Origin of the sequence: Streptomyces sp. HSG2, assembly GCF_016598575.1 — a bacterium.
In the GTDB taxonomy this organism is placed as follows: domain Bacteria; phylum Actinomycetota; class Actinomycetes; order Streptomycetales; family Streptomycetaceae; genus Streptomyces.
The window spans coordinates 4,420,935-4,442,278 of record NZ_CP066801.1 but is presented as its reverse complement, the minus strand read 5'-3'; the positions used below and the strand labels follow the sequence as shown (position 1 = coordinate 4,442,278).

Sequence of the window (21,344 nt, the reverse complement as noted above, 5' to 3'; positions counted from 1 at the left end):
ACCGCTCCGGCCGGGGCCCCTGGCCCCCACCGAAGGCGTTTCCGCACCGGCCTCGGCTCCGACTCTCCAGGGGGTCGTCAGCCGCCCGGGACGCCCGTCGCCTCGCCGCCCCCGTCCGGGGCGGCGTCGCCCGCCACGAGCTCCGCCGCGGGGGCCACCCACACCGGCACGCCGTTGAGGACGGCGGTGCCCGACAGCGGATCGAGCAAGGTGCCGTCGAGAAGCTGGTTGACGTTGACACCCGGATCGTCGGCCGCGTGGTCCAGCCGCGTACCCGGCCGGTCGTGGCCCCAGCCGTGGGGCGCGCTGATGACACCGGGCCGAATGTCCCGGGTGATCTCGGCGGGCAGCGTCACGGTGCCCCCCGCCGCGCCGACCCTGACCGGCGCGCCGTCCCGCACTCCCAGGCGCTCGGCGTCGGCCGGGTGGATCTGCAGGGTGCAGCGGTTGCTTCCTCCCGTCAGGGCCGGGACGTTGTGCATCCAACTGTTGTTGGAGCGCAGGTGTCGTCGGCCGACCAACACCAACCCCGCCTCCCGGCCGGCGAGCGCCTGGCGCAGCCGCGGCAGGTCGTCGGCGATCGGGCCCGGCAGCAGCTCCACTCGGCCGCCGCGTGTCCTCAGTGGGCGGGGCAGTCGCGGGTGGAGGGGGCCGAGGTCGATGCCATGGGGGTGGGCGAGGAGGACGCCGAGGTTCAGTCCGTCGTCTCGCGCGCCGAACCCGTCGCCCCAGGGGCCGAGGCGCAGCATCATGTCCAGTCTCCGCTCGGGTCCGTCGGCGCCGCCGAGCCGCGCGGCGAGTCGTTCCGGGTCGCGCCCGTACACCGGCGAGTGGGCGTCGCCCACGGCCTTGGCGAGGGTCGACGCGATCACCTCGTCGTCCACGGCGGCGGGGTCGGCGCCGTGCCTCCCGCTCGCGACGAGTACGAGCCGTGCCAGGATCTCGCTCTCCGCCATGGCCCCCGGCGACAGGGGCACGGCGGGACGTGTGTAGCGGACCTGTTGGCGCACCGCGAAGCGGTTGAAGGCGAAGTCGTGGTGGGGGCTCTGCGCGGGCGGCGGAGGAGGCAGCACCACGTGGGCGTGGCGCGCGGTCTCGTTGAGATAGGGGTCGACCGCGACCATGAAGGCGAGGGAGGCGAGCGCCTTGTCGAGCCGGTCGCCGTCGGGAGCGGAGAGGACGGGGTTGGCGGCCACGGAGATCAGGGCGCCGATGGGCTCGGCGTCGCCGGTGGGGGTGTCGATCTCCTCCGCCAACGCGGCCAGCGGGAGTTCGCCCTTGGCCTCGGGGTGTCGGGAGACTCGGGAGTGCCAGCGGCCGAGGGAGAAACCCCGCCCGGGGCCGGCAGGACGCGGGGTCGGATCGGTGGCGGCCTGCGGGAAGAGGGCACCACCGGGTCGGTCGAGGTTGCCGGTGAGGATGTTGAGGATGTCGACGAGCCAGCTCGCGAGGGTTCCGTGGGCCACCGTGCTGCTGCCGATGCGCCCGTAGACGGCGGCGGTGGGCGCGGCGGCGAGGTCGCGGGCGAGCCCCCGGATCGTGTCGGCCGCCACCTCGCAGGCGTCGGCGACGGCTTCGGGGGCGAAGTCCGTCAGTGCGTGGCGGAGTTCGTCGATGCCCTGGACGTGTTGGGCGAGCGCGCCCAGGGTCACCCGTCGTTCCCGGAAGAGGACGTGTGCCATGGCGGCGAGCAGCAGTGCGTCGGTGCCCGGCCGGACGGACACGTGCCGGTCGGCCAGTCGCGCGGTCCGGGTCCGCCGGGGGTCGATCACCGTCAGGGTCCCGCCCCGGGCCTTGAGTGCCCGCAACCGCCCGGGGAAATCGGGAGCGGTGCACAGACTGCCGTTGGAATCCAGTGGGTTGGCGCCGATCAGCAGGAGGTGGTCGGTGCGGTCCAGGTCGGGAACCGCGATGGCCTGGGGATCTCCGAACAGCAGTCCGCTGGAGACGTGCTTGGGCATCTGGTCGACCGTGGACGCGGTGAACAGCCCGCGAGTGCCGAGAGCGCGGAGCAGGAGGGGCGGGTAGAGCGCCCCGGCCACGGTGTGCGCGTTGGGGTTGCCGAGTACGAGACCGACCGCGTGCGGGCCGCGGCGTTCGACGATCGGCGAGAGCCCGGCGGCGACGGCGTCGAACGCCTCCTCCCAGGACGCCTCCCGGAGCACGCCGTCGCGGCGGACCAAGGGGGCGCGCAACCGGTTCGGATCACCGTCGAGTTGTCCGAAGGCGGCGCCCTTGGGACAGAGGAAACCCTTGCTGAAGACGTCCTCACGGTCTCCGCGAGCGCCGGTGACCCGGGTGCCGTCGATCGTCAGCGTGAGGCCGCAGGTGGCCTCGCACAGGGGACAGATGCGGGGGGCGGTGCGGGTCACGGGTCCTCCCGAGGGGCGGTGGCGCGCGGTCGCGACGGACGATACCGACCGGTAGGCACGGGCGGGAGCCCCCGTGCCCCGGGAGGGGGCCTCACGGCGCCCGGAGGGCGCGGGCGCCGAGGCCGCCGCGGCCCCTCAGTCGAGCACCCGGGCCAGGTAGCCCCGCAGCATCCGCCTCGCCTCCTCGATGATCCTGGCGTCCCCTTCGGGCTCGACCCGGAAGGCGAGTTGCACCAAGGCGTCGGCGGTCTCGACGGAGACGAGGACGGCGCGGCGCAGTCCGGCGTCGGCGGAGCGGCCGAGGTGACCGGAGAGGAGTTCGGTCAGGAGGTCGGCGACACGCAGGTTCGGGCCTCCGACGCGGTCGCCGACCGGGATCCGGTTGCCGAAGTCGACCAGGGAGAAGCCGGGCGCGGATCTCCTCATCGCGAGGTACTCGTCCAGCATGACGTCCAGACCCGCGCGCCAGTCCTCGCCCCGGATGGGGGCCAGCCGCCCGGCGACCCGTTCGGCGTAGCGCTCCAGGTTCCGCTGGGCCAGGGCGTCGGCGAGTTGGCGCTTGTCGACGAAGAACCGGTACACCGAGCCGATGGGGACTCCGGCTCGTTGGGCGACGCTCCGGGTGGTCAGGGCGTCGTAGCCGACCTCGTCCAGCAGGTCGGCACAGGCGTCGAGGATCTTCTCCAACCGCTCGGCGCTGCGGCGCTGCACCGGGGCTCGACGGAGCGAGGCCGCGCGCGGCACGGCCCTCACCGGGCGGCCCGCCGGTGCCCGACCGCCCGGAGGCGGCCGACCGAGGGAGCTGCCGGACGCGCGTCCACCCGGTCCGACCGCCTCCCGGGGCGGCGGGGCCCGGGGCCCGCCCTTCCGTGCGAGAGTGCCACGGCCCCTCGGGTGACGGAGCGCCGGCCCGATGGGGCACCCGCCGGGCGGTCGGCCGGGCGCACCGCCGGCAACCTGCGAAGTCTGCGCGTCCACGACATGCCGGGAAGAGTAGAACACCCGCGCGGTGCGGGAGATCCTCGGGACGCGACGGATCGCCCGCGTCGGCGACCTCGCCGACCCCCACACCGAGCGTCCGAGGTCCGCTCCGAGGGGGTGGTTTCCGGCCCGCTCGGCGAAACCCTTGCGCGGCGCGATAGGCAATCCTACGGTATCCCATAGGAATCGGTCGGGCACCGGCCGAAGTGGCGGGTGAGGGAGCGACGATGGGCGCGGAAGCGCGAGACACCTCGGAGAAGCCGGCCCATCTGTCCGGCTTCGGCAACGAGCACTGTTCGGAGGCCGTCCCAGGCGCCCTCCCCCAGGGCCGCAACTCCCCGCAGCGGGTTCCCTTCGGGCTCTACGCGGAGCAGTTGAGCGGCTCGGCCTTCACCGAACCCCGGGCCGACAACCGGCGTTCCTGGCTGTACCGCATCCGCCCCTCCGCGGCGCATCCGGCCTTCGTCCGCGCGGAGGACACGGCCCTGCGCACCGCTCCCTTCGACGCCGCCGAGCCGGATCCCAACCGGCTGCGGTGGAACCCTCTCCCCGCCCCGCCCCCGGGCACCGACTTCCTCGCCGGGCTGTGGACCCTCGGGGGGAACGGCGACGCCGGTCGGCGATCCGGCATGGCCGTGCACCTCTACCACGCCAACGCCGACATGGACCGCGTCTTCGGCGACTCCGACGGGGAGCTCCTGATCGTTCCCGAGCGGGGTGGACTCCTGCTGCGCACGGAGTTCGGGCTCCTGGCGGCCGAGCCCGGTCACATCGCGCTGATCCCGCGCGGGGTGCGCTTCCGCGTGGATCTGCTCGGAGCCTCCGCGCGCGGCTACGTCTGCGAGAACTACGGGGCTCCCTTCCGCCTGCCCGAGCTGGGCCCCATCGGTGCCAACGGTCTGGCCAACGCGAGGGACTTCCTGGCACCCGTGGCCGCGTACGAGGACGTCGAGGGCCCCGTCGAGGTGGTGAACAAGTACTGCGGAGGCCTGTGGCGTGCGACCTACGACCACTCGCCGCTCGACGTGGTCGCCTGGCACGGCAACCATGTGCCGTACGTCTACGACCTGAGGCGCTTCAACGTCATCGGGTCGATCTCGTACGACCATCCCGATCCCTCGGTGTTCACCGTACTCACCTCGCCCTCCGAGATCCTCGGCCAGGCCTCGGTCGACTTCGTGGTGTTCGCGCCGCGGTGGCTGGTGGGCGAGGACACCTTCCGTCCGCCCTACTTCCACCGGAACGTGATGAGCGAGTACATGGGGCTGATCGAGGGCGCCTACGACGCCAAGGCGGAGGGGTTCGTCCCGGGCGGCGGCTCCCTGCACAACATGATGTCCGCGCACGGGCCCGACCGGGAGACTTTCGACCGGGCCGTGGCCGCCGAGCTGAAGCCGCACAGGGTCGACGACGGTCTGGCCTTCATGTTCGAGACGCGCTGGCCCCTCGTCGTCACCCGGCAGGCGGCCGGCGCGGCACACCTGCAACAGGGGTACGACGACGTGTGGCACGGTCTGGAGCGCCGCTTCCGCCCGTTGCCCTGAGGGCGTGCGGCACGGTACGGATGACCCGGTGAACTTCTTCGCCCCGGACTCCGTCGCCCTGAACCGCAAGCTGCCGCTCTGGTACCAGGTGTCGCAGTCCCTGCGCGCCTCGATACTCGGCCGTTCGCCCCGGGACCCCCTGCGGCTGCCGACCGAGGCGCGGCTGGCCGCACACTACGGTGTGAGCGTCCTGACCATGCGGCAGGCGCTCAAGGAGTTGGAGGAGGAAGGCCTGGTCACCCGTCACCGGCGGCGGGGCACGTTCATCGATCCGGGCGCCCGCCGAGGCTCGCCGGTACGGCTGCTGGGTTCCGTCGACGCGATCGTCGCCCAACAGTCCGGAATGCGGACCCGGTTGCTGGAGCGGGGCACCGGTCCTGTGCCTTCCGGGCTGGCCGAGCACTTCCCCGACCTGGCCGAGGTGGCGATCTACCATCGGCTGCGCGGGGACGGCGAGACGGGCGAGCCGACCAACCATGCACGCAACTACGTCCGGCCCGAGGTGGCGGACCTCATCGACCCCCGGGAGCTGTCCCTGCGACCCATGACCAGGGTGCTACGCGACACCGCGGGTGTGGACATCGGCCGTATCACGGACACGGTGGAGGCGCGACTGGCCGACCCGGAGAGCGCGGCGCTCCTGAACGTGCCCTTGCTGAGCCCGATCCTGCACTACACCGGCGTCACCCACGACCCGACCGGCCGCGTCCTGGACGTGGCCGTGATCCACTACCGGGGGGATCGCTTCTCCTTCACGGTCTCCCTCGACGCGCCCTGACGGCGCCGTCACCGCAGAGGACGAGGCGTGTGGTGCTCCGCCGGACGCGGACCCCGAAGGTGGACAGCGCGACGGGGCACGGCGTGGACCTACGGGGCCGACCGGCAGGGCCCCTGGCGGAGGCTCGTGTTGAAGTCGCCGACAGCCGGCACCACCCGCCGCCGCGAGGCGGGCACTCAGCCACCGAAGAGGGAGCGACGGAGCCGACGCAGCGGCGCGAAGAGCGCGACGCGACGGATCCGGTCGTCGCCGGATGGGTGCCGGCGGCCCGCGTCCCGCGTGGTCAGCTCACGCATCAGCGTGGTCGCTTCAAGCGTCTCCCGTTGGGGCACGGCCGGCCCGCCCAGCACGGACAGGTGGCGGTCCAGGCGCGAACTCGTCGCGCCACTACCGCAGGTGATGGCTGGGACCCTCGCCCTGTTGCGCACCGTTATCCGATCCATGTCTCTCCCCACCCGTACGAGTCCACCCGGCCCGGGCAGGCTAACCCTATCGCCCTCCGACGAAACCCGCGCATCACGGCGTGACGATTCCCACGCCCGCGCGAGCGTGGGTCTCCCTTCCCCGTCCCACGGAAGTCCCGTGACGCCGGCGCCAGTCGGGCCACTGGCGCGGTGACCCGACGGGACGACCGACGCTCACGGCGTGTCACGTCGAGCGACACGACCGACCGCACCCGGACGCCCACGCGTCCGCTACACCACCCTCACGGCCCCCCGTCGGCGCCGGGCCGGCCGCACGGGTGGTTCACGCCGCGGAGGTCAGCGCGGGCAGATAGCCACCGGACTGTCCGGCCGCGTTGGGGTGGTAGGACTCGCCGATGTTCGACCACTTCACGCTGTGCAGCCACGAGTCGCCGGAACAGATCTCGTGCCCGGCGAAGGTGGACCGCACGTCGCCGAAGGTGAAGCCGTGGTCGGCGGCGCGCTTGGCCAAGGCCGCGTTGAGGTGGTCCGAGGCGTCGTTGATCGCCTGCCTCTTGGTCTCGGAGAGCCCCACGCAGAACGTGCCGAGACGGTAGAAGCGCGGGTAGCCGAGCACGACGACCCGAGCGTGGGGGGCCTTGTCCCGAATCGCCGTGTAGACGGTGTCGAGTCTGCCGGGGAGCGAGGTGTCGACGTAGGCGCGGGCGGTGTCGATCCGCGAGAGGCAGGCACTGTCGGACTGGAACACACACGTTGTCATGACATCGGCGAACCCTGCGTCGTTGCCCCCGACGGTGACCGACACCAGCCCCGTGGAGCTGTCGAGCGGGCCGAGCTGACCCGAGACGACATCACCCGTTCGGGCGCCCGCACAGGCGGTGAAGTGGAAGGTGGACGGCGCGTGGGCGGCCTCCCACAGGGCGGGGTAGGCGCGGGTGCTGCGCTTGCAGTCACCGCTGGAGGAGAGGTAGGAACCGGCCCCCAGGCCGGAGGAGTAGGAGTCGCCGAGGGCCACATAGCCGTCCGCCACCGCTGGTTGGGCCGCCTGCGCGGCAGCCGCACCGGTGAGGGTGGCACCGGCGGCGAGGAGCAGGGACGACAGGAAGCCGACGATTCGGGAACGTCTCATGGAACCTCCCTTAGCAGGAAATGGGGCCACAACCGTGGTACCAGGCATACGTGTTGCAAGGAAGTGTCCATGTCAACAACTTCGACAAGCGCCGCCCGCCCGAGCCTCGGCACGAGCCGGGCGGGTGAACCGGGCGCGGACACCGCCTCGGGCGACGTCGGCGCCCCCGGTGGACGTGGCGCGGCAGACGCCGCGTCGACCCTGACCGAACTCGGTCGGCCTGTCCGGTTCCACCGTTCCGCCCACGACGACGGCCCGAAGCGGCGGGCGCGAGTGCTCGCCCGTCGTCGCCGCCACGGCGTCACGGACTCAGGACGGTTCCCCGGATGCCCCGTTGGCCTCGACATCGGCCACCATCCGGCGCAGCACCTTGAGCGCGGCCACGTACTCCTCGTCGCCGATGCCCTGATGGACCACGGCCCGTACCTCGGTCGCGAGCTCTGGAAGCCGCACTCTCGCGGCCTCCCCGGTGTCCGTGAGGTGAAGGTGTCCGCCGTCGTCGTGTCGGAGCCATGCGCGGTGGAGCAACTGGTCGACGTCCCTGGCGATCTCGTGCGGAGCGTCGGCGAGGTGCGCCGACTGGGCGACCACCTCCTCGCGGCTGGGCGCCGCGGGGCCACCGCTCACACGGTCGAGCACCCGGTACTGCGGCTGCGCGACATCGATCCTGGCCCTGGTGTCACGCGGATGGCGAGTGACGGCCGAGTGGGCCGCACCGGTCCGGTACCCGACCGGCCGAGTGGCCGACATGTCGTCGTTGGCGGCCTGGTTCGCGGGCGCCTGATCGGTGGGCGATCCTGTCGGTGACTCCGTGGTCGCGCCACTACGCGCCGCGGCGCGTCGAGCGGTTGGAAGGCCCCGCCTCCCGCGACCTGTCCGGGACGCGCGCCGAACCGTCGTCGAGCTCCGTGTTCCTCGGTCGCGCCGCCACCCCGCGCGGCCAGGCCGAGGCCCACCGCCCGATCCGACGACGGCTCGGCCGTACGGGGGGCGGGGCGTCGAAAAGCCGTCTCGGTTCAATCGGCCCCGCTTCTCTCCCGCGACGTGCCCCGACTACGCGTGGTACCGGCCGCGCAGCGCTTCCCGTACCGCCGCCATCGCCTCGGACTCGCTGAGCCCGAGCCGATGAACGCGCTCCGCGTAGCCCCGCGCCGCCGTCGCTGCCTCTCGTGCCGCCGCGTCGCCCGCGGCGGCGACGAACGTGCCGTTGCGCCCCCGGGTCTCCACGACCCCGTCGGCTTCCAGGGCGCGGTACGCCTTGGCGACCGTGTTGGCCGCCAACCCGAGGGAGCCGGCGAGGCCGCGCACGGTCGGCAACCGGTGGCCGATCGGCAGGGCACCGGAACGGACCTGCTCGGAGATCTGGGCACGCACCTGCTCGTAGGGGGGCTCTCCGTCGTCGATGCTGATCGTCAAGTTCACCGGGCGATTCTCCCCCGCGGCGTGGAAAACGCGTGGCGCCGCGACCGTGGCCCCCGTACGGTGCGGACCATCCGCCTCGCCCCCGGCAGGGACGAGGCCGACCTCAGGGAGGCCCCTTGACCGCCGCCACCCGATATCGGCCGCCCATGGAGGCCGATACCCACCCGCGCGGCCCGTGGGCGGCGCGGTGGTGAGCCGCGCGGGGTCGGTGGACCGAGTGTGGATCCGCCTGGTCAAGGCCGGCCGCACGAAGATCCGTTATCCGGCGGTGCCGGTGGCCGACGACGGCTCGCGGATCACCGTCCGCGCGGGATGGGCCGGCGGGACGGTCCGGGACTTCGGGTTCGTCCGGTTCGAGCCGGGTGACGTCTTCACGGAGTACTACTGGCGCGAGCGCTGGTACTCGGTGAAGGAGGTCCGCTCCGACACGGGCAGGTTGAAGGGCTGGTACTGCGATGTCACCCGGCCGGCCGTGCTGCTCGGCACCGAGTTGGTCGTGGAGGACCTGGACCTCGACCTGTGGCGTTCCGCCGACGGGACGGACGTACGACGGCTGGACGAGGACGAGTTCGCCGCGAGCGGCCTGGCAGACCGCGACCCGGAGGCCGCCGCCGAGGCCGCCGCCGCGCTGCACGAGTTGGAGAGGCGGGCACACGGCGGTGACTTCGAGGCTCTGCTCGCCTGACCGAGCCGCCCTTCACGTCCGGCACGGGCAGGCGCCTTCCGTCGGTTCGAGGCCCGTCCCACACCGCAGGGCGAGGTGACGACCGTCACAGACAGGAATGTGTCGAAGGGGGACTCTCGGGAAAGGGGTCTGGCTCCGTGGAGTACGCGGAATCGGTGGACCCCGAGGAGGCAGCCATGCGCCGTGTGACCGTGCGGAAGCCACTGAAGAAGACCGACGCGCGCCGCCTTCGCGAGGAGGTCGAGGAACCCCCCGCGGCACGGCCGGAGATTCGGCGTGACGTCGCCCGCGTCTGGTGGCCGGACGCCTGACCCGCCTCGCGCCGACGGCCCCGCGACACCGCGGGGTCCGCCGCGGCTCGCGCCGGACGGACCCCGCGGTGTCACCCGGTGTCGGTCGACCCCACCGGGGTGCGACTCACCAGAAGACGGACGCGCAGGTGGTGCGCTTGGCATTGGCGGGGTCGAGCGCCCCCTCCACCGCGTGGAAGGCGATCCGGTCGAACAGTCCGATCGAGGCGTGCTCGGACAGGTCGAGCGGGCAGAGGTCCTGGAGCAGGATGTTGCGGACGTCGGGTCCGCTGAGGTACTGGCTCCGGTAGGGGGTGACCACCTGGTCGTACTTGGTGGCGAGGACGGTGTAGCGGACGCCCGGCACGGTGTCGCCGCCCTCGTTGAGCTTGGTGAGGAAGTCCGAGCCGGCGATCTGGTCGGCGAGGGCCGGGGTGTGTTCGGTCAGGAGGTTCTCGATGCCGGGGAAGTAGGGCAGCAGCCGGGCGAGTCCGACCAGAGTGGTGCCGTGGTTGCTGGGGGCTATGCCGACCAGCGCGTTCACCTTCTCCGCCCCACCGAGGAACTTCAGGTAGTAGCGGGGCATCATGCCGCCCTGCGAGTGGCCCACGATGTCGGCCTCTTCGGCTCCGGTGGCGGCGAGCACCTTGTCGACGAAGTCGGAGAGCTGCTCCGCCGACTCGTCGACGGGACCGAGACCGTAGAAGAAGGGCACGCCGGGGAGTTGGCCGTAGTCGAGCGAGAAGACGCAGTACCCGCGGTTCTTCAGGTAGGGCGCCAGACCCAGCCAGTTGTCGACGGAGTTGCCGAACGTCCCGTGGACGAGGACGACGGGGCGGGGGTGGGCGGCGGAGGGCTTGCAGCCGTAGTTGTTCCAACCGCTGCTGGGAGCGGCCGTGGCGGCCTGGGCGGCGGCGGTGGGGATCAGGGTGACCGCGGCGGTCAGCAGGACCGCGGTCAGGGCTCTGATCGCTCGTCTCCAGGGCAGCATCGCGTGATCTCCTTGCGGCTCAGGGGAGTGGGGACAGCGCTGCGCCTGTGATCCGGATCACGAGGATGCTGTTCACCCGTAAAGTTACGGGCGGGTAGTCCAAATGTGAAGTTACGCGTCGGTAAAAAATACCGCCGGTAACACCTCTGACGGAGCCGGTTCCTGACGAGCACTCGGCGAGGGAGCCTCGGGGACCTCCTGCGCAGGTGTTCCCGAAGATCCACCCGGCCGGAGCCGTCACCACGCCAGGGCGCCGGGCATCACCGCTCGCGGGCCGCGGCCCCCTCGACTGATCGGGTCTCTGCCGCACGTCCGCTCGACACCGACCGTCTGATCGGCCTCTACTCCTTCGGGGCCTGCTGCGCGGCGGTGCACACCGCGATGCCCAGAACGATGAGCGCGATGCTGATGTAGATCTCGTAGCCGTCGATGTACAGGTGCTTCATGAAGCCCATGATCGGAATCCACTTGCCGAAGGCTTCGTGGACGATGCCCTGCAGGCCGCCGACGATGAACGTGAAGCCGATCAAACCGAGTATGCCCTTCATGGCCCAAACAGTAGAAACCCCTTCTCAGGGCCGGTATCGGTCATTGGTACACAGGGGAGGCGGCCTTGTCGTCCGAAGGTATCGACCCGCGGCGCACACGATCCGGCGGCAGCGCTGCAGACGTAGATTCGGCGGTATGCGCAACCGCCGCGACTGGTTCGTCGACATCGCCTTATTCCTCTTCGCCGTGGTCTTCTCCGTGGTCACGGCAGACTCGGTTCGCCCGGACGAGAACATGTCCGGCGGCGAGCAGATCGCCGACCAGGTGGCATGCGGGCTGGCCTGCGCATTGGTCTTCCTGCGGCGGCGGTGGCCGGCGCAGCTGGCCGTGGTGCTGATGCTGGCCGGCACCTATTTCCACTATCTGACCGGGGCCACGCTTGTGACTCTGTTCACCGTGGCGGTGCATCGGCAACGGCGGGTCACCGCCTGGCTGGCGGCTGTGGCCCTGGTGCAGTTCCTCGTGTTTCTGGCGCGGGGGCCGGACACGGGCTCCAAGGCGACCAGTTCGGCCCTCACCTACTTCGCACTGGTGGCGGGCGCTATCGGCTGGGGGCTGTACGTGCGTTCCCGGCGGGCACTGGTCGCGTCGCTGAAGGAACGCGCGGCCCGGGCCGCCGACATGGCCCGACGACAGGCACGGGAGGAGATCGCCCGGGAGATGCACGACGTCCTCGCCCACCGACTGTCGCTGCTGAGCCTGCATGCGGGGGCGTTGGAGTTCAACCCGAATGCCCCCGCGCGAGACATCCAGCACGCGGCCGAGGTGATCCGCGACAGCGCGCACCAGGCGCTACAGGACCTGCGCGATGTGATCGGTGTCCTGCGGGCGCCGACGGCGGGCCCGGATGGGGGCGAAGGGGGGCCGCAGCCGACGCTGGCGGACGTGGGGCGGCTGGTGGCGGAGTCCCGCGAAGCCGGGATGCGCGTCACATACCAACAGGAGGCCGTGGACGCGGACACGCTCCCCGCCGTCACCGGTCGAACCGCGTACCGCATCGCACAGGAGGGCCTGACGAACGCCCACAAGCACGCGCCCGAGAGCGAGATCACGGTCACCGTGTCGGGCCGCCCCGGAGAAGGAGTGACGGTGACCGTGATGAACCCGCTCCCGGGCAGCCGGACAGGCAGCCGAGGAACGATCATCCCGAGTGCCGGGCAGGGCCTGATCGGGCTCGGCGAACGCGCCCAGCTGGCCGGTGGGCGACTGGAACACGGCCCTCGGGACGGCTCGTTCGTGCTGCGTGCCCGGCTGCCCTGGGGCTGCACCAAGGCGATGGGCCGCTGACGTGACCGACATGATCCGAGTGCTCCTCGTCGACGACGATCCGCTGGTACGCTCCGGGTTGCGGCTGATACTCAAGGGCGCTCCGGATGTGAAGGTGGTCGCCGAAGCCGCAGACGGGGCTGAAGTGGCGGCGCTGGTGACAGACCACTCCCCTGACATCGTGCTCATGGACATCCGGATGCGTGGCATGAGCGGCCTCGCCGCCACCGAGGCGTTGCGCGCTCGCCCTGCCCCCCCTGAGGTGCTGGTGCTGACCACGTTCAACACCGACGAGCACGTGTTGCGAGCCTTGCGCGCGGGCGCCTCCGGCTTCGTGTTGAAGGACACCCCGCCCCAGGAGATCGTGGCGGCGGTGCGGAAGGTGGCGGCGGGCGAGCCGGTGCTCTCGCCCGCGGTGACACAGCAGCTGATCGCACAGGTATCGGAGGGAACGGGCGGGGGGCGCGAGACCCGAGCCGAGCGGGCTCGGGCGCAACTGGCGCTTCTCGGCGACCGGGAGCGGGAAGTGGCGGTCGCAGTGGGGCAGGGCAAGACCAACGCGGAAATCGCGACGGAGTTGTACATGTCGGTGCCAACCGTCAAGACCCATGTCTCGCGCATCCTGGCCAAACTGGCCCTCGGCAACCGCGTGCAGATGGCCCTCGTGGTGTACGAGGCGGGCGCGGCACTGTGAACACGGCTCAGGGCCGAAGCCCGTGCCGAAAGCCGGCACCGAGGGCCGCCGGCCCCACCGAGCCGGGCCATCTCGCGGCAATACGGTCGAGGACCGGTTCAAGCCGACGGGCGCTTTCCGTCTGCCGGTCGAAGGTGAGCTGCCGGCCGGAGAGCCGAACGGGGGTCAGATCCTCGGCTCTCAGGGAAAGGGCTGTCACCCGGGCCCGCTGTAGTCCCAAGGCATCGTGCAGCGCTTGTGCGGTGCCCACCAATACCGGTGTGTGGGCCGTGGGTTCTGGAAGTACTCGCGTCCGGGTGGTCGTGGACCGGTCCGCGTAATGAACCGTGAGCGCGAGCGCGCGGGCCACCTGGCCGTCCGTTCTCAATTGCCTGCCGATGTCGACGGAAAGTCCAAGCAGTACGCCGCGACGTACGGATCCATCGACCTCATGCCTGCCGAATCGAAATTCAGCACTGGTCGACTTGGGCGGGGCCTGCGGTACCACGCGTGTCCGGTCGATGCCATGGGCCCGTTCGTGCACAAGATGCCCCATCTTCGCGCCCAGCATTCGCTGCAGTGTGGCCTCAGGCATTTTCGCAACCCTGCCGATGCTGTCCAATCCGTACGCACAGAGCGTGCGGGCCGTCTTCGGCCCCACTCCGTGCAGGGCCGCTACCGGCTTTGGATTCAGGAAGCTCGACACTCCCTGTGAGGTATCCGTGACACAGCGAACGGTACCAGGCTGTCCGTGCTGCCCGGCCATCCTGGCGAGCATGGGATTGGGGGCCACGCCGACAGCACAGTCAAGGCCGTGCAACGCCAACATGCGCACACGCACGAGTCTCGCAATCTCAACAGCGTCGCAGTCGAAATAGCGAACACTCCCGCTCACATCCGCCAATGCGGCGTCGGGAGGAATGGCCTCGGCAACCGGGGTGATGTCACCCAGGACCTGAAGGAGTGTCTCCCACGTCTCCCGAGGCGGTCCTGGCGCCTCGATGTAGATAATGGCCATCTCGATCACCCCGCACTTCCGGGACTGGAATGCCAGAGCTTGCGGCCTTCCACAGAGTCACCGCCTGCGGGCCTGAGATCCGCCCACGGGTCCATTTCGACGCCGTTGGCCACTTGAATCGTTCGGCCACGCCCTCTCGGCTCAGGGACAGAGTCAAGGTCAGGGCGCTCGCGAGGCTCCGCCAAACGGTCCGCCACAGCATCGAGGCCTCCGGACCGGCGCAACTCCGCGAGTTCCGCCAGATCCCATGCGGCAGAGCCGACAACACTGAGCGAACGCGGCCCACGGCGTTGGACTTTCCCGCGTACCAGCAGCAGCCAGCTGTGAAAGATCGTGTGCGCGCAATCGTCCTGACTGTCGCTGAAGAAAGCCAGGTCTATCAGGCCGGTCGAGTCGTCGAGGGTGACGAAGATGATCCGCTGAGGCTCCCGCGCGTTCGCTTCCCCGTACGGGCTCGACTTGGTGCGGTGAAGCACCGGTGGCGTCTGGGTGGCCGCCTTGGCGCCCACGACCAGTACCGTCTCTCCGTGTGCCACCGAGCGCAGCCGCCGTGCCGGGACCACGCCCAGCTCGTCGAGGAACTCCTGGTGGTCGTCGATCAGGTGGCGGGAGACGTCCATGGACAGCACGCCCAGTTCGGCACTGAGCCGCTCGGCCTCGGTGAGGTCGGGCAGCCCGGCCGAGGCCGTCTTCCGCCCGTCCGCGAGAGGGAGTTGATCCCCTCGTCCGCCCCGGGCGCCACGGTGCAGTTCGGCCAGGTGCAGTCGCAGGTCGCGCCGGTTGGCGCCGAACGCGTCCAGGGCGCCGACCTGGGCCAGTCGACCCGCCGACGGGCGGCTGGGCCGGGCCCGCTCCCAGAAATCGAGCAGCGAGGCGTACGGCTGCCCCTCGGCGATCCGCGCGGCCTCGACCTCGGAGATTCCGTGCACGTCGCGGAGGGCCAAGCGAAGGCCCCAGGTCGGGGGCCGCCCTTCGGCGGAGTCCGTCACCGATTCGATCCGGTGGTCGATCCCCGACCTGTTCACGTCCAACGGCAGGATCGGCACGCCGCGTCGCCGCGCGTCCGCGAGCAGCAACCGCTTGGGGTACATACCGGGGTCGTGGGTGAGCAACCCGGCGTAGAAGGCGGCCGGGTGGTGGGCCTTCAACCAGGCCGACTGGTAGGTGGGCACGGCGAAGGCGACCGCGTGGGCCTTGCAGAAGCCGTAGGAGCCGAAGGCCTCGACCGTCTCCCAGGTGCGCCGAATCGTTTCCGCGTCGTAGCCGTTCGCCGCGGCGCGCCGGGCGAACCACGCCTTGATCCGCCCCTGCGACTCGGGGTCCGACAGCCCGCGTCGCACCCGATCGGCCTCCCCTCGCCCGCAGCCGGTCATGATGTCGACGATGTCGATGACCTGCTCGTGGAAGACGACGACCCCGTAGGTGTCCCGCAGCGGCTCCTCCAGGTCCGGATGCGGGTACCGGATCGGCGCCCGCCCGTGTCGGGCCTCGATGAAGGGACGCACCATGTCGGCGGCGACCGGCCCCGGCCGGAACAGCGAGATGTCGACCACGAGGTCGTGGAAGGTACTCGGTTGGAGCCGCCCCACCAGGTCCCGCTGGCCCGGCGACTCGATCTGGAAGCAGCCCAGCGTCTCGGCGCTCCGGATCAGCCCGTAGGTCGCCGGATCCCCCTCGGGCACCGCGTCCAGGTCGATCCTCCGCCCCGTGACCCGACGCACCTCGGCGACCGCGTGGGCCATCGCCGACTGCATCCGCACCCCCAGCACGTCCAGCTTGAGCAGCCCGAGATCCTCGACGTCGTCCTTGTCGAACTGGGCCATGGGAAAGCCCTCGCCGCTGGTCGGCACGACCGGTGTCCGACGCGTCAGGGAGGCGTCGGAGAGAAGCACGCCGCAGGGGTGCATGGCGGTGCCGCGCGGCAGGGCGTCGAGGGCCTCCACCAGCTCCCACAGCCTTCCGTGGCGCTCCCGCTCCTCCGCCAGTCCCCGCAGCTCGGGGAGTTCGTCGAGGGCCGCGCGGGCGTCGCGGGCGAGGATGTGCGGGAACGACTTGGCGATCCGGTCGATCTCGGCCGGATCCATCGACAAGGCGGCGCCTACGTCCCGGATCGCGTGGCGCACCCGATACGTCTCCGGCATCGCCACCGTCGCCACCCGCTCGGTGCCGAACCGATCGATGATCGCGTGGTAGACCTCCAGTCGCCGGGCGGACTCCACGTCGATGTCGATGTCGGGCAGCACCACGCGCTCCCGGGACAGGAAGCGTTCCATCAGCAGTCCGTGTTCGACCGGGTCGGCGTGCGCGATGCCGAGGAGGTGGTTGACGAGGGACCCCGCGCCGGAGCCGCGGGCGGCGACTCTGACGCCCATCCCCCGGACGTCGTCCACCACCTGGGCGACCGTGAGGAAGTACGAGGCGAAACCGTGGTGGGCGATGATGTCCAACTCGTGGTGGACCCGCTCCCAGTACGCGCGACGCCGGTGGTGACCGTGCCGCACCATGCCCGCCGCCACCCGGGAGGCGAGCGCCCGCTGCGCGGTGCGGCGCCCGGCGCCCACCAGGTGCGGCTCGGGGAAGTGAACGGTCCCGATGCCGAGGTCGTCCTCGGGGTCGACCAGACATTCGGCGGCGGTGGCCCGCGTCAGCTCCACCAGCCGGCGGGCGGCGTCCCGCCGGAGGCCCGCGGCCTCGGCGATCCGTTCGGCGACCTCCCGCATCGCGTCGGCCCCCTTCAGCCATGCCTCGCCGGAGTCGCGTTGCCCGATGGCGTCGACGGGCACCAGTCGGCGGGCGGCGTCCAGGACGTCGGCGACCGGCCCCTGCCCTCGGTCGGCGTACCGGACGGCGTTGCTGAGCACAGGCCGTACGCCCTGTTCCGCCGCGAAGCCGACGGTGCGGGCCGCCAGCCGCAGCGAGCCGGGACCGGTTCCCTGGCGGCCGTGCCACAGGACTTCCAGGCGCAGGGCGTCCCCGTGTACCTCCCGCCAGGGGGCGAGCGCCTTGGCGGCGCGATCGGGGCGACCCTCGGCCAAGGCTCGTCCGACATCGGACGCGGGCCCGAGCAGGACCGTCAGCCCATCGGCGCGCTGGGCGTTCCAGGGCAGCAGGGGCCTCTCCGTCCCTCCTCCGGCGTCCGCGTGCGCGGTGGACACCAGGCGACACAGCTCGGCCCAGCCGCGAGCGCCGTCACGGGCGAGGAAGGTGACGCGCTGGGCGGACTCGTCCACGAAGGCGCCGCCGCGCACCGGGGCACGGCGGCCGGCGCGGCGCGCGACCGTCTCCGACACGCCGGCGTCGAGGACGGCGGGCGCCACCGCCAGCTCCACGCCGAACAGGGGACGGACACCCACCCGGGAACAGGCCTTGGCGAAGCGCACCGCACCGGCGAGGGTGTCACGGTCGGTGAGGGCGACGGCGTCCATGCCGCGCTCGGAGGCCCGCTCGGCCAGCCGCTCCGGATGGGAGGCCCCGTAGCGGAGGGAGAACCCGGAGGCGGCGCGCAGATGCGTGAAGTCCGACACACGCGCCTCCCGCACTCGTGGGCTCTCCGAGGGCGAATCACCACATCGAACACCTGTTCCCTGCTGCCTCACCCCCACCATAGACCAATTTTCGAATGCGTGTGCGATAGCTGTCCCACCCCTCCCCACCTGCGACGACACCGCTCCACAGGCCGCGCGGGACATGACAACGCCACCGGGGTGTCGACCGACGGAAGGGCCCCCGCGCGACGATCACGCGGGGGCCCTGAGTCACCGAGGGGCCCGCCGATGGGGCCGACGGGCCCCGGCGGAAGGGGTGGGCCTAGTAGACGCTCACGCCGTAGGCGTTCAGCGCCTCCACGACCGGCTGGAAGAAGGTCGTGCCGCCCCAGGTGCAGTTGCCGCTGCCGCCGGAGGTCAGGCCGTAGGCGACACCGTTGCTGCCGTAGAGCGCCCCGCCGGAGTCGCCCCGCTCGGCACAGACATTGGTCTGGATCATGCCGTAGACGATGTCGCCGCCACCGTAGTTGACCGTGGCGTTGAGAGCGGTCACCCGCCCGGTGTGAGTGCCCGTGGTGGACCCGTCACGGATGACGCTGGTGCCGACGGCGGGCGTGGCCGCGCTGGTGATGTCCACGCCACCGGCGGTGCCCGGCCTGCTGACGGACGAGTTCGTGTACTGGACGATGCCGTAGTCGTTGACCGGGAAGCTGGACCCGACCGTCGGACCGACGACCGTGCTCCCCGAGGAGTCGGCGTACCAGGTACTCGCCCCATCGGTGCAGTGACCGGCGGTCAGGAAGTACTCCGCGCCGGTGCTGCTGCGGACGTTGAAGCCGAGAGAGCAACGCCAGGCGCTCGTGTACACGGCGTCGCCGCCCTGGAGCAGCTTGGAGAACTGCCCCGGGGTCCGCTCGATGGTGAGCGCGTCGGCGTTGTCGCCCGCCAACTTCTTGATCTGCGCGATCTCGGCGCGGGAGACGGTGCTGTCGACCGTGACGAGGAGTCGCCCGGTCTCTTCGTCGACGGCCCAGGCCGTGCCCGGAACATCGGCCTTGAGCACCGCGGCGCCGGCGCTCTCGAGTTCGGCGGCGCTGAAGGCGGCCGTCTCGGCGGCGTTCGCGCTGGGGACCGCGACCGCGGCGGCGGCCACGATGCCGGTGGCCACCGCGGTCAGCCGGGTCCGCCTCGTGATACGGCTACGGGGAGTTGTGCGCTTGATCCTCACTTCTCGTCCTCCACTGGGGAAGTAGGGGGCCCTGTCGTGGGGTTGTGGGCCCGTGAGGCGCAGCCAGGCGGCACGGACGGGATCGCCGTGCACCTGACAAGCACTGGGGCGAGTATTCGGCCGAACGGGTGGGCGGCGCAAGGGTGCCTTCAAGCCGTCAACTTCTCCACCCTCAAGTGAATTGGGCGCCCCGGGTGCCATTCGACACGCACGATCGGGCCTCGGTGGCCCCCGACGTGCCGTCAAGCACCGGCCCGGACAGACGCGCACGCGAGCGGCGCGAGCATCCCGGCGCGCGCCGTCGGCGGGGGCGCTCGGAGGCGTGTTGCCTCGCGGCGGCGCATCGACGCGCGTATGGCGCGATTCTGACGCCTCGACAGCGACGCCTCCGACTACGCGGGGCTTCGACCTCGATGCCGCACGGCGATGCGGGAAGCGGCGGTCCCACGGCCGTTCCGTCCGGAACTCGCCGGTCCCGAGATCACTCGTACGCCCCGGCCGTCACCCGTACGCCGTGGGGATCATATTTCACTCACAGTCAGCGTCCGTTCGTGACGAGACCCTTGGGGTACCTGGCTTCTCGACGGGTTCGCCGTGCACCAGTAGCGTCACAAAGCCCCCGCGCGGCGTCTTTCCGCTTGGCGCCACGTCCGCGTCATGGAGGACCATAGGGAAGCGAGAACAGGGAAGACCACGGTGAGAGGAGGCGTCCATGGGATCGGTACGCAAGGCGAGTGCGTGGCTCGGCCTCGTCGACGACAACGATGACGAGCGCTACTACGACGACGGCCCGGAGGAGGCCGCCGACCCCGGGGACGCCTGGGTCACCGACCCCCGGGTGCGGGTGGCCGAGGACTCGGCGGCGGAGCGCGGGCGCCGGATCGGCACCGTCACCCCGGACAGCTTCCGGGACGCACGGGCGATCGGCGAGCTGTTCCGGGAGGGCGTCCCGGTCATCGTCAATCTCACCGCCATGGAGCCCGCCGACGCCAAGCGCGTGGTCGATTTCGCCGCCGGCCTGATCTTCGGTCTGCGCGGCTCGATCGAGCGGGTCTCCACACGCGTCTTCCTGCTGAGCCCCTCGAACACCGAGATCGTCACCGGGGAGCCAGCCGCCCACCGCTCCGACGGCTTCTTCAACCAGAGCTGAGGCCGGGCCTCGCACCGCCGGGCGCCGCCCGGACGGGGTGGGCTAGCGGAAGGCGTCCAGGCCGGTCAGCGCCTTGCCCAGCACCAGTTGGTGCATCTCCGAGGTGCCCTCGTAGGTGAGGACCGACTCCAGGTTCGTCGCGTGCCGCATCACCGGGTATTCCAGGGAGATGCCGTTGGCCCCGAGGATCGTCCGGGCGGTCCGGCAGATCCCGATCGCCTCCCGGACGTTGTTGAGCTTGCCGAAGCTGACCTGCTCGGGGAGCAGCCGTCCGGCGTCCATGCGGCGCCCCAGGTGGTAGGCGAGCAGGACCCCCTTGTGCAGTTCGACGGCCATGTCGGCGAGCTTGGCCTGGGTCAGTTGGAACCCCCCGATGGGCCTGCCGAACTGCTCCCGCGACGTCGCGTACTCCAGGGCCGTCTCGAAGCAACTGCGCGCCGCGCCCATGGCCCCCCACACGATGCCGTAGCGGGCGTGGGACAGGCAGCCGAGCGGTCCGCGCAGGCCGGTCGCCCCAGGCAGGATCGCGTCGGCGGGCAGCCGCACGCCGTCGAGGACGAGTTCGCTCGTGACACTGGCGCGCAGGGACCACTTGTGTCGGATCTCGGGAGCGGAGAAGCCGGGGACGTCGGTCGGCACGAGGAAGCCGCGAACGCCCTCGTCGGTCCGCGCCCAGACGACGGCCACCCCGGCGACCGAACCGTTGGTGATCCACATCTTCCGCCCGTCGAGCACCCAGTCCGAGCCGTCCCGCCGGGCGCGGGTGCGCATGGAGGCCGGGTCGGAGCCGTGGTCGGGCTCGGTCAGGCCGAAACAGCCGATCACCTCTCCCGACGCCATCCGGGGCAACCAGTGCCGCTTCTGCTCCTCGGTGCCGAAACGGTGGACGGCGTACATGGCGAGGGAGCCCTGGACGGAGACCATCGAGCGGATCCCGGAGTCGACGGCCTCCAGCTCCAGGCAGGTCAGGCCGTACGGGACGGCTCCGGCGCCGGCGCATCCGTGGCCGGTGAGCTGCATGCCGAGCGCACCGATCCGGCCGAGCTCACGGGCCAGCTCGCGGACGTCGGGCAACTCGCCCCGCTCGTACCAGTCGGCGATGTGCGGCGACACCCGGTCGGCTGCCCAAGAGCGAACGGTGTCCCGCATGGCGCGGTCCTCCGGTGCGAGAAGATCGTCCAGGCCCAACGGATCGGCGGGGTCGAAGGCGGGAAGCTCGACGGGCGCGGCCATGTGATACCTCCGGGAGAACTCGACCGGTCCCACCGGCCACGACGACCCGGCCGACGTTAACGGGACCCCGGCGGCGGCGTCCAGCCTTCCGCGCCGCGCCGACAACCGCCCCGCGCGGCAGCGCC

Annotated in this window: 19 protein-coding genes; 7 read left to right on the top strand and 12 right to left on the bottom strand. The window is 71.4% G+C overall.

Annotated elements, in window-relative coordinates; all coding sequences use genetic code 11:
- Nucleotides 1–77 precede the first annotated feature (77 nt).
- Nucleotides 78–2,372, bottom strand: a complete 2,295-nt coding sequence (locus JEK78_RS19220; RefSeq protein WP_200261375.1) for a molybdopterin oxidoreductase family protein — start codon at nt 2,370–2,372, stop codon at nt 78–80.
- Between the two features lie 135 nt (nt 2,373–2,507).
- Complete coding sequence (locus JEK78_RS19215) at nt 2,508–3,125, bottom strand: TetR family transcriptional regulator (protein WP_200261373.1); 618 nt, start codon at nt 3,123–3,125, stop codon at nt 2,508–2,510.
- Between the two features lie 455 nt (nt 3,126–3,580).
- Here JEK78_RS19215 and hmgA point away from each other — a divergent pair, with 455 nt between their 5' ends.
- Together hmgA and JEK78_RS19205 are read left to right on the top strand one after the other, a co-directional pair.
- Nucleotides 3,581–4,897 carry a homogentisate 1,2-dioxygenase gene (gene hmgA, locus JEK78_RS19210; RefSeq protein WP_200261371.1) on the top strand — a complete coding sequence of 439 codons (1,317 nt, stop codon included), beginning with the start codon at nt 3,581–3,583 and terminating at the stop codon, nt 4,895–4,897.
- Between the two features lie 28 nt (nt 4,898–4,925).
- Nucleotides 4,926–5,675, top strand: a complete 750-nt coding sequence (locus JEK78_RS19205; RefSeq protein ID WP_200261369.1) for a GntR family transcriptional regulator — start codon at nt 4,926–4,928, stop codon at nt 5,673–5,675.
- A gap of 176 nt (nt 5,676–5,851) precedes the next feature.
- On the opposite strand, the gene JEK78_RS19200 is transcribed toward JEK78_RS19205, so the two are convergent.
- From JEK78_RS19200 to JEK78_RS19185, 4 genes are all read right to left on the bottom strand, one after another.
- Nucleotides 5,852–6,118 (bottom strand): hypothetical protein, encoded by a 267-nt coding sequence (locus JEK78_RS19200; RefSeq protein WP_200261367.1) that lies wholly within the window; start codon nt 6,116–6,118, stop codon nt 5,852–5,854.
- Between the two features lie 304 nt (nt 6,119–6,422).
- A complete protein-coding gene (locus tag JEK78_RS19195) occupies nt 6,423–7,229 on the bottom strand; it encodes an SGNH/GDSL hydrolase family protein (protein WP_200261365.1) in 807 nt (268 codons plus the stop codon).
- Between the two features lie 309 nt (nt 7,230–7,538).
- On the bottom strand, nt 7,539–7,979 hold the full coding sequence (locus JEK78_RS19190) for a MarR family transcriptional regulator (protein WP_242483141.1): 441 nt from the start codon (nt 7,977–7,979) through the stop codon (nt 7,539–7,541).
- 303 nt (nt 7,980–8,282) lie between these two features.
- Nucleotides 8,283–8,651, bottom strand: coding sequence for a GntR family transcriptional regulator (locus JEK78_RS19185; protein WP_200261363.1), 369 nt, complete (start codon nt 8,649–8,651; stop codon nt 8,283–8,285).
- Nucleotides 8,652–8,859: 208 nt separating this feature from the next.
- On the opposite strand from JEK78_RS19185, the gene JEK78_RS19180 reads away from it, so the two are divergent.
- Both JEK78_RS19180 and JEK78_RS23705 read left to right on the top strand, forming a co-directional pair.
- Entirely contained in the window at nt 8,860–9,336 is a 477-nt protein-coding gene (locus JEK78_RS19180; RefSeq protein WP_242483140.1) for a DUF402 domain-containing protein, read from the top strand.
- 176 nt (nt 9,337–9,512) lie between these two features.
- Nucleotides 9,513–9,647 (top strand): hypothetical protein, encoded by a 135-nt coding sequence (locus JEK78_RS23705; RefSeq protein ID WP_277953048.1) that lies wholly within the window; start codon nt 9,513–9,515, stop codon nt 9,645–9,647.
- A 106-nt stretch (nt 9,648–9,753) separates the two neighbouring features.
- Here JEK78_RS23705 and JEK78_RS19175 read toward each other — a convergent pair whose 3' ends face one another.
- Both JEK78_RS19175 and JEK78_RS19170 read right to left on the bottom strand, forming a co-directional pair.
- A complete protein-coding gene (locus tag JEK78_RS19175; protein WP_200261359.1) occupies nt 9,754–10,617 on the bottom strand; it encodes a triacylglycerol lipase in 864 nt (287 codons plus the stop codon).
- 341 nt (nt 10,618–10,958) lie between these two features.
- Nucleotides 10,959–11,165 carry a hypothetical protein gene (locus JEK78_RS19170; protein ID WP_200261357.1) on the bottom strand — a complete coding sequence of 69 codons (207 nt, stop codon included), beginning with the start codon at nt 11,163–11,165 and terminating at the stop codon, nt 10,959–10,961.
- Nucleotides 11,166–11,301: 136 nt separating this feature from the next.
- Between JEK78_RS19170 and JEK78_RS19165 the strand changes: the two genes are divergently transcribed.
- Nucleotides 11,302–12,453, top strand: coding sequence for a histidine kinase (locus JEK78_RS19165; RefSeq protein WP_200261355.1), 1,152 nt, complete (start codon nt 11,302–11,304; stop codon nt 12,451–12,453).
- 10 nt (nt 12,454–12,463) lie between these two features.
- A complete protein-coding gene (locus JEK78_RS19160; RefSeq protein WP_200264253.1) occupies nt 12,464–13,126 on the top strand; it encodes a response regulator transcription factor in 663 nt (220 codons plus the stop codon).
- A 7-nt stretch (nt 13,127–13,133) separates the two neighbouring features.
- Here the strand turns inward: JEK78_RS19160 and JEK78_RS19155 are convergent, their stop codons facing one another.
- The 3 genes from JEK78_RS19155 to JEK78_RS19145 form a co-directional block, all read right to left on the bottom strand.
- Entirely contained in the window at nt 13,134–14,123 is a 990-nt protein-coding gene (locus JEK78_RS19155; RefSeq protein WP_200264252.1) for a hypothetical protein, read from the bottom strand.
- A gap of 5 nt (nt 14,124–14,128) precedes the next feature.
- Nucleotides 14,129–17,647, bottom strand: coding sequence for a DNA polymerase III subunit alpha (locus JEK78_RS19150; RefSeq protein WP_200261353.1), 3,519 nt, complete (start codon nt 17,645–17,647; stop codon nt 14,129–14,131).
- Nucleotides 17,648–17,930: 283 nt separating this feature from the next.
- Entirely contained in the window at nt 17,931–18,836 is a 906-nt protein-coding gene (locus JEK78_RS19145) for a S1 family peptidase (RefSeq protein ID WP_200261351.1), read from the bottom strand.
- 712 nt (nt 18,837–19,548) lie between these two features.
- Here JEK78_RS19145 and sepF point away from each other — a divergent pair.
- Nucleotides 19,549–19,986 (top strand): cell division protein SepF, encoded by a 438-nt coding sequence (gene sepF, locus JEK78_RS19140; RefSeq protein ID WP_200261349.1) that lies wholly within the window; start codon nt 19,549–19,551, stop codon nt 19,984–19,986.
- A 42-nt stretch (nt 19,987–20,028) separates the two neighbouring features.
- On the opposite strand, the gene JEK78_RS19135 is transcribed toward sepF, so the two are convergent.
- Nucleotides 20,029–21,219: an acyl-CoA dehydrogenase family protein gene (locus tag JEK78_RS19135; protein WP_200261346.1), complete on the bottom strand. Its 1,191-nt coding sequence runs from the start codon at nt 21,217–21,219 to the stop codon at nt 20,029–20,031.
- Between the last annotated feature and the right edge of the window lie 125 nt (nt 21,220–21,344).